Origin of the sequence: Dolichospermum heterosporum TAC447 (assembly GCF_024584745.1) — a bacterium.
In the GTDB taxonomy this organism is placed as follows: Bacteria; Cyanobacteriota; Cyanobacteriia; order Cyanobacteriales; family Nostocaceae; genus Dolichospermum; species Dolichospermum heterosporum.
Genome location: NZ_CP099464.1, coordinates 454,084 through 467,406 on the forward strand (window position 1 = coordinate 454,084; position 13,323 = coordinate 467,406).

Below are 13,323 nucleotides of genomic sequence, written 5' to 3' on the forward strand. Positions count from 1 at the left end.
GTTGTCAGGAAGAAGGCAATAGGCAATAGGCAATAGGCAATAAATATTCTCCCTGCCCCCTGCCCCCTGCCCCCCTGCCCCCTGCCCCCTGCCCCCTGCCCCCTGCCCCCTGCCCCCTGCCCCCTGCCCCCTGCCCCCTGCCCCCTGCTCCCCTGCTCCCCTGTTCCCCGTCCCCTACTATAGACTAATGACTAATGACTAATCACCAATAACTAATGACTAGCAATTTAGAGGATCAACTTTTAGCATTACGGCAAGAAGGAGAAACAGCGATCGCCTCTGCTGATAGCCTAGAACGCCTAGAAGAACTTAGAGTCAACTATTTAGGCAAAAAAGGGCAATTGGGGGCGCTATTGCGAAGTATGGGGCAAATGAGCGCGGAAGAACGGCCTAAAATTGGAGCGATCGCTAACACAGTCAAAGAAGCTATTCAAAACAGCCTTGACCAGCAACGCACAACCCTAGAAGCTGCTCAAATTCAGGTACAGCTAGAGGCGGAAACCATAGATGTCACCATGCCCGGTATTTACCGTCCCCAAGGTCGGATTCATCCCCTCAATAGCATTATTGACCAAACCCTAGATATCTTTGTCGGCATGGGTTACACCGTTGCCCAAGGATCAGAAATGGAAACAGATTACTACAATTTTGAAGCACTTAACACCCCCCCAGATCATCCAGCCCGTGATATGCAAGATACCTTCTATTTACCAGATGGTAATTTATTACGGACTCATACTTCCTCAGTGCAAATTCGCTACATGGAAAAGGAAGAACCACCCATTCGAGTTGTTGCCCCAGGTCGAGTATATCGCAGAGATGATGTAGATGCGACCCACTCAGCAGTTTTTCATCAAATCGAACTTTTAGCTATAGATGAAGGACTAACTTTTACAGACCTGAAAGGAACTGTCAAAATCTTTTTACAATCAATATTTGGTGACTTACCAATTCGCTTTCGTGCCAGTTATTTCCCTTTTACTGAACCTTCGGCAGAAGTAGATTTACAGTGGAAAGGACGTTGGTTAGAAGTCATGGGTTGCGGAATGGTTGACCCCAATGTTTTAAAATCTGTCGGTTATGACCCCGAAGTTTATAGCGGCTTTGCTGCTGGTTTTGGTGTAGAACGTTTTGCTATGGTATTACACCAAATTGATGATATTCGCCGTTTATATAACAGCGATTTACGCTTCTTACAACAATTTTAATATCCAGGTGGGCATAAGTTCCGCCTGGGAATGATAGCGAAGCGTGGCATTAGCCATATTCCCAGTCTCATAGCAAAAGTTGTCTTTTGATGACTAAATAATCTTGAGTCTACTTTAGGGATCACCAAAAAATAAATTACCCAATTTTGTGGGATGGGTATCCTGCCTGTCCTTGGTAATTAGCGGGCAATTCGTCCCGCACCACAAGAAACTTTTGGGGATTTTTTTAATTGGAAGTCCCTTAGTAGACTTTGGTTATTAGCCCTGACATTCATTTCTGGGTCGGGTTTACCCGCCCTTGATAAAGTTTCTCATCCCCCTTTCCTTGCTACAGTTATGAACCAAAACTCAACCAACCAAAAATTTCCTTAACTGTTAATTCTAAATTTATATTTTCCAAAATTGGTAATTTATCATCATCTTCATATATTTCAATTTTTTGTCCAGGAAATACAGCCAATACGCTTTCTTCTTCTGGGTTTAATAACCAACCTAACTCAGTTCCATGTCGGGAACAATGCAATAATTTTGTTAATACTTTTTTCTGTAGTTGTTCAGGAGAAAGAATCTCTATTATCCAGTCAGGATGAATTTCAAAGCGGTTAGCAATTTTCCCAGATTCAGTTGTGGGAATTCTCTCCCACCGGAACACCGCAATATCAGGAACAATGGTACTACCACCAAAAGTACAGCGTAGTTCGGAGAAAGCTATAGCAATTTTTTGACTTCTGGTTAGTCCATTGACAACTTCAATAAAAGTAGTCTGAATTAAGCTATGTTCACCCTGTGGCATAGGTTTTTGTAGGATTTCCCCCTTAATAAATTCTGATGCTGGTTTAGTTTCTGGTAACTTGAGAAAATCTTCTAGTGTAATCTGGCGTTCAGTGGCTATAGTCATAATTGGTAACTAGAAAGCATAGTTATATTATCAACGATAACCATACCTTCGCCATTTTTTGTAGGTTGGATGAAGCGACAGCGCAATTATATTGGAATGTTTCTTGGTTCTACAATACACATTTTGGTTAGTTCACGTTTATACTCAAAACGGCTAAAACTTGGACTTTTTTATAATACAAATAACAGTCTCAAAGCCTCTCCCCGTTGCGGGGAGAGGTTTGGAGAGGGGTTCCATATTTAGTTAAACAATAAACCGTTTGCAGTATACCTACTTAGTGCCGCCAGGCGAAAATCAAAAGTCAAAGGTCAAAACGAAGACGGTATAAGCTTTTGGGAGATTTATAGTGGTTGGTTTATTTTCGCCGTGCTGTATTAATAGTTTTAAGATACAAATCTTTACAAAGATTTATCATTCGTCAGGAAAGTAAATCTAAAGAAATAGTTAAGGAATTATCAAATTCGCAAAAAATCAGAGATTATTAATTTCAATAACATCAGGGTCAGCCTAAAAAGACCCTAGCACATAATAGATAAATATAAACCCGTACAGCGCCAACCTTCACCATAGAGGGATTGGCGCTGTATAATTTTTTGGGAATAACAACTGACCACTAACTAATGACCAAAACAATTGTTGTTAAAATCGGTACTTCTAGCCTTACTCAACCAGAAACAGGACAATTAGCCCTTTCTAGTATTGCTACTTTAGCGGAAACCCTCTGTGATTTGAGACGAAAGGGACATCGGGTAATTTTAGTTTCTTCTGGCGCGGTGGGAGTCGGTTGTGCGCGGTTAGGGTTAACGGAACGTCCCAAAACTATAGCTTTAAAACAGGCTGTAGCAGCAGTTGGACAGGGTAGATTAATGCGTATATATGATGATTTATTTAGCATTCTCCAACAACCAATTGCTCAAGTATTATTAACTAGGGCAGATTTGGTACAACGTAGCCGCTATCTGAATGCTAATAATACTTTTCAAGAATTACTAGGTTTGGGAGTAATCCCTATAGTTAATGAAAATGATACAGTAGCGGTAGAAGAATTAAAATTTGGGGATAATGATACCCTGTCTGCATTAGTAGCTAGTTTAGTAGAAGCAGATTGGTTATTTTTATTAACGGATGTTGATAGATTATATTCAGCCGATCCTCGTTCCGTACCCGATGCTAAACCAATTAGTTTAGTTAGTAGTATGCAAGAACTGACAGATTTACAGATTCAAACTGGTGGACAGGGTTCTCAATGGGGGACTGGAGGGATGATGACTAAAATTTCGGCAGCGAGAATTGCGATCGCTGCTGGTATTCGTACAGTCATTACTCAAGGACAGTTTCCCCGAAACATTGAAAAAATTATTCAAGGGGAACTCATTGGTACACATTTTGCACCGCAACCAGAACCAACCTCAGCCCGCAAACGTTGGATAGCCTATGGTTTGATTCCTGGAGGAAAATTATATTTAGACAAGGGGGCGATCGCTGCCGTTGTCAAAGCGGGAAAATCCTTACTAGCAGCGGGAATTAAAGCCGTAGAAGGGGAATTTGACAATCAAGAGGCGGTGCAATTGTGTGATAGTAATGGTGATGAAATTGCTAGAGGATTAGTGAATTATAATAGTGAAGAATTGCAGAAAATTTGCGGACGACATTCACGGGAAATCCCCTCAATTCTGGGTTATGAAGGCGCAGATACTGTGATTCACCGAGATAACTTAGTTTTAATTTAAATACAGGATTTCTTGTAGTAGGGGCGGGGTTTCCCCACCCAGGAGTCAGGAGAAGAAAGAAGAAAATCACCAATTACCAATTACCAAATTGTGAATCTACTCCGTTTAATCCCAATTTTTGATAATTCTGTTTCTAGCTGGGGTTTAGAAGCCCGATTGTTGCGCTGGCTAACATTAACGTGGATGTTTATTGGCTTAATCATCCTCTTTTCCGCATCCTATCCCGTTGCTGATGCCCGTCATGGTGACGGTTTGTATTATTTTAAACGGCAAATTCTTTGGGCTATAGCTTCCTTAATTATTTTCAACATCATTGTTAATCTGCCATTGCGAAAAATCTTGGGTGTATCTCATTGGTTTTTAATATTTTTTCTGATGCTGATTTTTCTGACATTAATACCAGGATTAGGAAAAAAAGCCTTTGATGCTGCTAGGTGGATAGCCATTGGCCCCATTCCTATCCAACCATCAGAATTAATTAAACCCTTTTTAGTTTTACAAAGCGCCACACTTTTTGGCCAGTGGGAAAAACGACCTTGGGGAATTCGTTTATCTTGGTTGGGTGTTTTTGGTCTTGTGCTTTTAGGAATTCTTGCCCAACCTAACTTAAGTACCACAGCACTTTGCGGCATGACAATTTGGTTCATTGCCTTAGCAGCAGGAATACCATATAAATATTTGGGAGGAACAGCCTTTGGTGGTCTGCTTTTAGCATTACTCAGTATTAGTATCAAAGAATATCAACGTAAACGCATTATGTCCTTTATGAATCCTTGGGGGGATGCCACAGGAGATGGTTATCAGTTAGTACAAAGTTTATTAGCCGTAGGTTCAGGGCAAACTTGGGGGTCGGGATTTGGACTTTCTCAACAAAAGTTATTCTATTTACCAATTCAAGATACTGATTTTATCTTCGCAATTTTTTCCGAAGAATTTGGTTTTATTGGCAGTATTTTACTCTTGCTAATGTTAGCAATATTTGCCACTTTAGGATTAATTATTGCCCTTAAATCCAAAAATCTCACATCCAAATTAGTAGCAATTGGTGTAGTAGTTGTCATGATTGGCCAATCACTATTACATATTGGTGTAACTACAGGTGCGTTACCGACTACAGGCTTACCTTTACCTATGTTTAGTTATGGTGGTAATTCGATGGTTGCTAGTTTGGTATCTTCTGCGTTATTAATTCGAGTAGCTAGGGAGGGTAGCGAAGCAGAAGTAGTCCCTTTACGAAGAACACAGTCTGAACCTCGGACAAGAAGACGATTTTTTTAGCGTAAAACATCTATCCCGCAAAGAACTCAAGTCATCTCATTCCCAGTCAGAGACTGGGAATGAATTCTAGAAGGCTCTGACTTCAATGATATTAGAGGCAGAGCCTCATTAACTGCATTCCTAGTCAGAGACTAGGAACTCAACAGCAGATTAATTACATTATTTTTGATCCAATTCAGGAGGTAATTGTACAATGGATAAGTTAGAAAAATACAGAAGAATTATAATTAGTATTGTTGCAAATCACGCCAATTCAAAGGGAACAGGGAACGGGCAACAGGGAACAGGAAAAACTCATGTTTAAAAACATGAGATTGAAATAATGACACTGTTTTTTTCGTGCTACGCATCTTTTAAAAACATCCTTTTTTTGACTGAGCTTTAAACTGGTGCAAATGAGTGTTTCTTATTTGCTCCCAGTTAAGAGTTCCCAGTTAAGAGTTCCCTTCTTTTGTAAGTAATTGGACAAAAATATTTACAGTCATTGCGAGCGAAGGGAAGCAATCACAACCCTGGCGATTGTTTCATTTCACTTTGTTCCCTATGGCTAACGCCACGCTGCGCTAACGCAATGACATTGTGTAATTAATTCTGTCTCACTACTTATAAACCTAGTCATGGAAAAATTGAGGCTTTATGTATTTGTGATCAAGAATCTGATAATTATTTGTTAATGGTTACAGGTTGGGTTCATGCAGTGGTGTTTCATTTGCGAATTATTGATGGGAAAATCTGCATTGAAGGGGATGGTACAGAAAGGGGGATAACTGGGGAATTATTGGAATTAGGAGTAGGAAAGGATGATATTATTTTAGGGTTTATTCGTCCTGAATATCGCCAGGTTACAGATTTTTTTGTGGCTTAAAATAAAGTGTAAAATAAAATCAGAAGTTTTGGGAATAATAATTATGATAAATACTTATTCACAAATTCTTGAGGAGTTAAACATTCAAACTCTTTTGTTTCTTGAACTAAACAACGAATTAGTTTATAATTAGCAGAAACAAAACATTGAGTTTCACCCTTACTAGCAGTTAAATAAACTCCAATATCTTCACGAGGAATTAATCCTAACTCTTCTATTTTGAGCCATTCCTCAGAAGTAAAATTGACATAAATAACCTGTAATTGCTGCCAAATCCGAGCGACAATTTGACTACCCCAATCTTTATTATATAAACGTTTAGATACTCGTAAGATTTGATCTAATAATTCTTCTGAAACGATAACTTCTACAGATGAAGATTGTAAAAAACCAACTGATTCTAATATTTTTCTTTCATAACTATCCTGATTAGCAACACCAATAATATAAATATTAGTGTCTAAAAATAGACGTTGAGGGATATCATAACTCATTGCGATGCTGTGCTTTTAATAAATGTTCTTCAGCTATTTCTCTTTTTACATCTTGAATTAAATTAATAATTTGCTCATGGGAATTATATCCTGTATTATCTAAGGAATCTTTTACCTGTGCTGCTAATATTTCTAGGGGAATTAATGTTTGTTCCTGAGAGTTTTCTTGGACATTTTTGGTAACAGCTTGTGTTAAAATTAGTTTTAACTCAGTCTCTAGAGTCCGTCCATGTTGTTCTGCTTGATATCTGAGATTTTCGACTAGGCTGGGTTCTAAGTTATCTAGAATTATTTTCATATTTCATACATAGCTTGCGATAGGTTTATATTATAGCATTTTTCATGATTATATATCAACGCGGTAGGGGTTTAGCAATGCTCATTGGTGTCAACTTAACGTAAAACCTTTAGCCCGCCTGGGAATGATAGCGTAGCGTGGCGTTAGCCATATTCCCAGTCTAATAGCAGAAGTTGTCTTTTGATGACTAAATAACCCGGAAATTTTTGAGTAAACTTTAGTTTACTTTCGCTATTAGCCCGGAAATGAATTTCCGGGCGGGTGTGGAAGCAAACAGATAAGCCATTCTTAACTTTTTTTACTTAAGTTGACACCAATGAAGCTCTTGCTTTACCCCTATCTTAAAAATCAATGCACCTTACACGACTACTTTACTCAAGTGAAGCTTTTCTTTGAGTATACTCTTGTTCATTAATTAAACCACGCTCAAGGGCAATTTTCAAACTATACAATTTCTCAAAATTGTTGACTTTTTTATTTAATTTAACTTGAGTCAAGTATTTAATAGATTATCATCTATAGAACAGCAAATTGTTCTAGCATTAAGTAAATTTAATCAACCTGCATCGAGAGAAGATATAAAACAAAACTTAGACTTATCATCAATGCAATTGATTAATGGCTTACAATCTTTAAAACAACGATATTTACTGAAAACAGTTGTCCAAGAAAAAGTTTTATTTAATTTATCTGCTGTATTTAAAGAGTATTTACAAATGAGATAAGTTAAGGTGGGAAGGGACGAATATTTATTGCAGCTACTCATAAACTCTACTTCGATGTGCAATCAGCAAAATAGTTACCAGTTTTGAATTATCATCAATTTCATAAATCACTCGATAGTCACCCACTCGATAACGATAATAACCTGAGAATTCACCTTTCAGTGCTTTTATATTAGGATAATTACGCGGCTCAATCTTTAAAATTTCAAAACATCTGTCTAACTTCTTTTGTAAAGTAGCAGAAGCAGATTCAAAAAAATCTTGAGCATCAATGCCAATAACAACCGTATAGTTAATATTTTCGTTTAAGTTGCTCAACAGAAATTACCTTACCTTCTTTAACATTTTCTTTCGCTTTAGCAAAATCTTCTTTAAATCCTTGAATTTTCAATAACTCTTCAGTAGCATCATTATCTTGTCTATCTGCCAAATACGCCAAAAAATCAACAGCCACTAATAATCTTTCTGGTGACAGTTTATCAACATATTCTTGAATTTGTTGACGAATTTCTACTGTATTCATAAATAATCTTTGCTATTTTCTGAAAATTATAACATACAAAAATGTAGAAATATCTGTCTGATAGCGTAGCGTGGCGTAGCCATATCAGGATATCCAGGATTTGAGGATTGTCAGGATTTTGTACCTAAATATTAAAAATAGCAACTAATTTCTTCAGAAACAGTCAAGCAGTATAAATAATCCTGTACATCCTTTAATCCTGAGCATCCTGATTCAGACAAAATAAAGTATCAATAAATAATCCTGTACATCCTTTAATCCTGTAAATCCCGATTCAGACAAATTCCATGTTTAGTCACCACTCTAAATCAAAAGGGCTAAAAGATTAAGATTCTCTTCAGTAACGGTTAGCTCAATATTGAATATTGCCATATAGCGATCGCCCTCTAGCCTCTAGCCACATTGACTTCATAAGTGCGATCGCTTTCTTCATTCATAAATATTCAATTCTCCCAAACATCTCTTCAGGTGATAGCAACTCCCAAATTAATACTAAACCCTGAATAATCTGTCCAATAGATTTTATTTACTGAGGACAATAAACAATTCCCAAGTGATTTGTATTGACTTGATGTAATCTCAAAAAATCCGTATCCTGAGTAAATATAACTCTTCCTTGAGATACCGAAAATTCTAATTGCAACTCATCAGATACCGCAATAAGTCCTTGTTCTGGAGTTGTCGTTACATCAATTCCTCTTTTACGAAGTCCACCAGCGATCGCATTACTGACATTTTCATCTAAATGAAATTTAATTTCTCTAACCATGACCTTTTTGAAGTTTTTGCTGTACTAAAGAAGGCGTTTGAGATTTCATCTCTTTAGCAAATATTTCATCTTCTTCTATATCTTTTCTAATTTCTTCTAGATGATCATAATAATAAGCCAATGCTGCATGAACCTCCGCTAAAGTAATACTGGGATAATGATAGACCATTTCATCTGGTGACATTCCCATGCGTTCATACCAAATAACGATATTTTGCACTTTAATTCGATGTCCAGCAATGCGAGGTTTACCACCGCATATCCCTGGTGTAATTTCAATATGATTAGTAATTACTGCTGTCATTTAATTTCTTTCCTTCTCTTTCCAAGAATGTATAAATTTGCAGGGTAACTTAAATCATTATACACTTTTTTATCTTACTCATAAATTCTACTGCGATGAGTAAATTGTAACACAAGCAGATTTAGAAATATATGTCTGATATGGCTACACTATCAGACAAAATAAATTATCAATAGATAATCCTGTACATCCTTTAATCCTGGACATCCTGATTCAGACAAACTCCATGTTTCCTTCCATACTCAGCGAGCATTATCACCCGTCACGATTGGAAATCTTCTTTAATGTCAGGCGATTTTCCCCCAGAAACACATAAACTAGCGATTGGGTTATTAGTAAACTGTAAAGGTTAAACCCTGACGACATACTCAAAATCAAGGACAAACCACGAATGACAAAATACCTAGACACCGCTATTGAAGCCATTATCTCCCGCGAAATCCTTGACTCACGGGGAAGACCTACCCTAGAAGCAGAAGTACATTTAGCTGGTGGTGCAGTGGGACTCGCGCAAGTTCCTAGCGGTGCTTCCACAGGCACATTTGAGGCTCATGAACTGCGAGATGGGGATAAAAGCCGTTATGGTGGTAAAGGAGTCCTCACGGCGGTAAAAAACGCCAATGAGATATTAGCACCCAAATTATTAGGGTTAGATGTCCTCAACCAAGAATTGTTAGACCGGACAATGATTGCTACAGATGGTTCTTCTAACAAATCTAACTTAGGCGCAAATGCCATTTTAGGTATTTCTTTAGCAGCAGCCAAAGCAGGTGCAGTAGCTTTAGATATTCCTCTCTATCGCTATTTGGGTGGACCTTTGGCGAATTTATTGCCAGTCCCCTTAATGAATGTGATCAATGGTGGAGCGCACGCATCTAATAACGTTGACTTTCAAGAGTTTATGATTGTTCCTATCGGTGCGCCTTCTTTTAAAGAAGCTTTGCGTTGGGGTGCGGAAGTATTTGCCACTCTTAGCAAAGTGTTAGATGATAAAGGTTTGCTGACAGGTGTGGGTGATGAAGGCGGTTTTGCACCTAATCTAGAATCTAACCAAGTGGCTTTAGAATTGTTGGTAGCTGCAATTAAACAAGCTGGTTACAAACCCGGTGAAGAAGTAGCTTTAGCCTTAGACGTGGCTGCAAGTGAATTTTACAAAAATGGACAATATGTTTATGATGGTAAACCCCATAGTCCTGTTGAGTTTATTGATTATTTAGGTCAGTTGGTTGACCAATATCCGATTGTATCTATTGAAGATGGTTTACATGAGGAAGATTGGCAAAGTTGGCAATTACTAACTCAGAAAATCGGCTCAAAAGTACAATTAGTGGGTGATGATTTATTTGTAACTAACGCTACCCGCTTACAAAAAGGTATCGAACAAAAAGCCGCTAACTCGATTTTGATTAAGTTGAATCAAATCGGTTCACTAACCGAAACTTTGGAAACCATTGATTTAGCCACTCGCAACGGTTTCCGTTCAGTAATTAGCCATCGTTCCGGTGAAACTGAAGATACAACAATTGCTGATTTGGCTGTAGCTACTCGCGCCGGTCAAATTAAAACCGGTTCTCTATGTCGTAGTGAACGAGTAGCAAAATACAATCGCCTCCTCCGCATTGAGCATGAATTAGGCGATCGCGCTGTCTATGCTGGTACTGTTGGTTTAGGACCGAAATAGGTGACAGGTGACAGGTGACAGGTGACAGGTGACAGTGAAGAAAGCAGGGGAAGCAGGGGAAGTAGGGGAAGCAGGGGAAGCAGGGGAAGCAGGGGAAGCAGGGGAAGCAGGGGAAGCAGGGGAAGCAGGGGAAGCAGGGGGAGAATATTAACTTTTGCCTCTTGCCTTCTGTTCCCTGTTCCCTGTTCCCTGTTCCCTTTTTCCCTGTTCCCTGTTCCCTTTTAAGGATAAAACCCAACTTTAGGTAATCCCAAGGTTTCATCCCAGCCTAACATCAGGTTCATACACTGAATTGCTTGTCCGGCTTGGCCTTTAATCAGGTTGTCAATGGCTGACATGACGATAACGCGCCCGGTGCGGGGGTCAACTTCTATACCTATGTAACAACTGTTACTGCCACACGCCCATTTTGTTTGGGGATAAGTGCCACTATTGCAGATTTTCACCCAAGGGGAATTACGGTAAAAGGCGTTATAGATGGTAATGAGGTCATCACGGACTAAACCAGGGTCGCGCATGGTGGCGTACACAGTGGCTAAAATCCCCCGCACCATCGGGATAAGATGGGGTGTAAATTGGATTTTTACTTCATGCCCTGCCAATTCACTACAAATCTGCTCAATTTCTGGGGTGTGGCGGTGTCTACCGACGTTATAAGCACCCAGTGAGTTATCAGCTTCGGCTAACAACAGGTTAATTTTACCTTGTCTACCGCCCCCAGATGTTCCAGATTTGGCATCAATAATGGCTGTTTCGGGAACTATTAAACCTTGTTTTAAAAGTGGGGACAATGCCAGTAAACTGGCCGTAGGATAGCAACCGGGACAGCCAATTAGATTTGATTCGGCAATGCGATCGCGGTACAATTCTGGTAAACCATATACTGCTGTGGCTGCTGTCGAGCGATCGCTTCTTTCTGTACCATACCAATCTGTATAAGTTTTCAAATTACCAAAGCGATAATCAGCGCTCAGATCCAGGACTTTACAACCTTTTTCTATAAGTTGAGGAGCAATTTGGCAAGCTAGTCCATTCGGTAAAGACAGAAATACCACTTCACAACGACTAGCAATAACTTCCGGTTCTACCGCCTCAATGGGCAAATTCACTATATTAGCGAAATGTGGGTACAGGTCAGCAAAGGATTTACCCGCGCTGCTTTCACCACCTAAATAAACAATTTCCACTTCAGGATGATCCATCAGCAGTCGGACTAGCTGCACTCCGCCATACCCTGACGCGCCAACAATTCCAACTGGTACGCGTCTTAAATTTCCCATGACATTAAATCCTTATCCACTTTTAGTTATCTATTATCAGTCATCAGCAGTCAAGCTAGTAGCTAATTACTGATGACTTTATTATTGAACTTTCGCTGCATTGTATAGCAAAGAGTATCTTTTAGCGTACCTATAATCACAAATATCTTTAAAAAACAATCACACTCATAGTGTGTAGAAAATCAGTACCACTAAGGATTATGTTTTTTATGTGACTGAAAATTCTCAACTTCAAAAGTTTGGCGAATACATTCGCACAATCAGAAAAGCACAAAATCTTTCCCAAGAACAGTTAGCAGAACTGTCAGGACTACATCGCAACTACATCGGTGGTGTTGAACGTGGTGAAAGAAATATTGCTTTGTTAAATATTATCCGTATTGCTCAGGCTTTGGGAATGTCACCCAGTGAATTATTAAAAGGTTTAGACTAAATGGTATTGCCTTATGCCAGTATTCCAGTTGAAAAATGGGCAGATAAAACAAAAGAACTGATAGAAGAACATCCTCTCAAGCCAAATGTTATTAGAGAGGTTGCTTTAAAGAGTTGGCAGCTTTTATGGCAAACAAAAATAGGAGAGGAAGACACATATTTGAGCCTGGCAGAAATTGATCCACCAGCTATTATGGTGGGTTATTTTTTTGAAAAACTCTTTGCCAAAGAATTGCAAAAGCGTTATCCAGAGGAATGGAGAGGAACACAAAGTAAAGATGAAAAAGATATTGTTTATCTAAAGGATACAAGATATTCAATAGAGATAAAAACTTCTGGTCAGCTTGGCACAAAAATTTTTGGAAATCGCAGCTATGGTCAAAAAGCAAAAGATGAAAATAATGGGGAGCTTACTAAAAAAGAAAAGTCTGGTTATTATATTACAGCTAATTTCTACCAGCAAAGTTTAACATTATTAAGATTTGGTTGGATAGACCATGAAGATTGGAATGCACAAAAATCAGCAACAGGTCAGGCATCTGGTTTAGATCAAAAAGTTTATGAGCATAAACTTTTTACAATAACAGGAGAATATATTTTAGATTCTCCTGTTAATTTATTATGTAAAGTTGGTGATGTAATTGCGAAAGAGATGAATAAGGAAGGAATCAAAATTATTCAGGAATTAAGTGATTATCAAGGTAATAATCAAACTGTTAAAAAAGCCAAAGCGCAGGAAAAATATCACAATATACTTAAATTGAATTCGGGGATTGAAAAATTTGCGCTGGGTAAAAACATAATAAATAGTGTTTGGTGGTGGTTAACTTAAAAATAC

The 13,323-nt window shown here is 38.5% G+C and carries 17 protein-coding genes; 9 read left to right on the top strand and 8 right to left on the bottom strand.

Annotated features, from left to right (window positions below; all coding sequences use genetic code 11):
* Positions 1-215: 215 nt before the first annotated feature.
* A complete protein-coding gene (gene pheS, locus NG743_RS01960) occupies positions 216-1,208 on the top strand; it encodes a phenylalanine--tRNA ligase subunit alpha (protein ID WP_257121397.1) in 993 nt (330 codons plus the stop codon).
* A gap of 334 nt (positions 1,209-1,542) precedes the next feature.
* Here the strand turns inward: pheS and NG743_RS01965 are convergent, their stop codons facing one another.
* Entirely contained in the window at positions 1,543-2,106 is a 564-nt protein-coding gene (locus tag NG743_RS01965; RefSeq protein ID WP_257121399.1) for a Uma2 family endonuclease, read from the bottom strand.
* A gap of 620 nt (positions 2,107-2,726) precedes the next feature.
* Here NG743_RS01965 and proB point away from each other — a divergent pair.
* From proB to NG743_RS01980, 3 genes are all read left to right on the top strand, one after another.
* Complete coding sequence (gene proB / locus NG743_RS01970; RefSeq protein WP_257121400.1) at positions 2,727-3,836, top strand: glutamate 5-kinase; 1,110 nt, start codon at positions 2,727-2,729, stop codon at positions 3,834-3,836.
* Between the two features lie 90 nt (positions 3,837-3,926).
* Positions 3,927-5,114 carry an FtsW/RodA/SpoVE family cell cycle protein gene (locus NG743_RS01975; protein WP_257121401.1) on the top strand — a complete coding sequence of 396 codons (1,188 nt, stop codon included), beginning with the start codon at positions 3,927-3,929 and terminating at the stop codon, positions 5,112-5,114.
* A gap of 640 nt (positions 5,115-5,754) precedes the next feature.
* A complete protein-coding gene (locus NG743_RS01980) occupies positions 5,755-5,979 on the top strand; it encodes an element excision factor XisI family protein (RefSeq protein WP_235335102.1) in 225 nt (74 codons plus the stop codon).
* A gap of 41 nt (positions 5,980-6,020) precedes the next feature.
* Here the strand turns inward: NG743_RS01980 and NG743_RS01985 are convergent, their stop codons facing one another.
* Both NG743_RS01985 and NG743_RS01990 read right to left on the bottom strand, forming a co-directional pair.
* Entirely contained in the window at positions 6,021-6,473 is a 453-nt protein-coding gene (locus NG743_RS01985; protein ID WP_168467096.1) for a PIN domain-containing protein, read from the bottom strand.
* On the bottom strand, positions 6,463-6,771 hold the full coding sequence (locus tag NG743_RS01990; protein ID WP_035081174.1) for a FitA-like ribbon-helix-helix domain-containing protein: 309 nt from the start codon (positions 6,769-6,771) through the stop codon (positions 6,463-6,465). The genes NG743_RS01985 and NG743_RS01990 overlap by 11 nt, the downstream gene beginning before the upstream one ends.
* 488 nt (positions 6,772-7,259) lie before the next feature.
* Between NG743_RS01990 and NG743_RS01995 the strand changes: the two genes are divergently transcribed.
* Positions 7,260-7,496 (top strand): hypothetical protein, encoded by a 237-nt coding sequence (locus NG743_RS01995; protein WP_027400764.1) that lies wholly within the window; start codon positions 7,260-7,262, stop codon positions 7,494-7,496.
* A 33-nt stretch (positions 7,497-7,529) separates the two neighbouring features.
* Here NG743_RS01995 and NG743_RS02000 read toward each other — a convergent pair whose 3' ends face one another.
* From NG743_RS02000 to NG743_RS02015, 4 genes are all read right to left on the bottom strand, one after another.
* The gene (locus tag NG743_RS02000) at positions 7,530-7,814 is read right to left on the bottom strand and encodes a type II toxin-antitoxin system RelE family toxin (protein ID WP_027400763.1); all 285 of its coding nucleotides are present in this window, start codon (positions 7,812-7,814) and stop codon (positions 7,530-7,532) included.
* The gene (locus NG743_RS02005) at positions 7,789-8,019 is read right to left on the bottom strand and encodes a hypothetical protein (RefSeq protein WP_027400762.1); all 231 of its coding nucleotides are present in this window, start codon (positions 8,017-8,019) and stop codon (positions 7,789-7,791) included. Before NG743_RS02005 ends, NG743_RS02000 begins: the two co-directional genes overlap by 26 nt.
* A gap of 526 nt (positions 8,020-8,545) precedes the next feature.
* A complete protein-coding gene (locus tag NG743_RS02010; RefSeq protein WP_228044036.1) occupies positions 8,546-8,788 on the bottom strand; it encodes a DUF5615 family PIN-like protein in 243 nt (80 codons plus the stop codon).
* Entirely contained in the window at positions 8,781-9,092 is a 312-nt protein-coding gene (locus NG743_RS02015; protein ID WP_027400760.1) for a DUF433 domain-containing protein, read from the bottom strand. The genes NG743_RS02010 and NG743_RS02015 overlap by 8 nt, the downstream gene beginning before the upstream one ends.
* Positions 9,093-9,483: 391 nt before the next feature.
* Here NG743_RS02015 and eno point away from each other — a divergent pair, with 391 nt between their 5' ends.
* Together eno and NG743_RS02025 are read left to right on the top strand one after the other, a co-directional pair.
* Positions 9,484-10,773: a phosphopyruvate hydratase gene (gene eno / locus NG743_RS02020; RefSeq protein WP_027400754.1), complete on the top strand. Its 1,290-nt coding sequence runs from the start codon at positions 9,484-9,486 to the stop codon at positions 10,771-10,773.
* Positions 10,774-10,801: 28 nt separating this feature from the next.
* Positions 10,802-10,924 (top strand): hypothetical protein, encoded by a 123-nt coding sequence (locus NG743_RS02025; RefSeq protein ID WP_257121404.1) that lies wholly within the window; start codon positions 10,802-10,804, stop codon positions 10,922-10,924.
* Between the two features lie 70 nt (positions 10,925-10,994).
* On the opposite strand, the gene argC is transcribed toward NG743_RS02025, so the two are convergent.
* The gene (argC, locus tag NG743_RS02030; RefSeq protein ID WP_193963902.1) at positions 10,995-12,053 is read right to left on the bottom strand and encodes an N-acetyl-gamma-glutamyl-phosphate reductase; all 1,059 of its coding nucleotides are present in this window, start codon (positions 12,051-12,053) and stop codon (positions 10,995-10,997) included.
* Positions 12,054-12,264: 211 nt separating this feature from the next.
* Here argC and NG743_RS02035 point away from each other — a divergent pair, with 211 nt between their 5' ends.
* Both NG743_RS02035 and NG743_RS02040 read left to right on the top strand, forming a co-directional pair.
* Entirely contained in the window at positions 12,265-12,486 is a 222-nt protein-coding gene (locus NG743_RS02035; protein ID WP_027400752.1) for a helix-turn-helix domain-containing protein, read from the top strand.
* Complete coding sequence (locus tag NG743_RS02040; protein WP_051424202.1) at positions 12,487-13,317, top strand: ScaI family restriction endonuclease; 831 nt, start codon at positions 12,487-12,489, stop codon at positions 13,315-13,317.
* Positions 13,318-13,323: the final 6 nt, after the last annotated feature.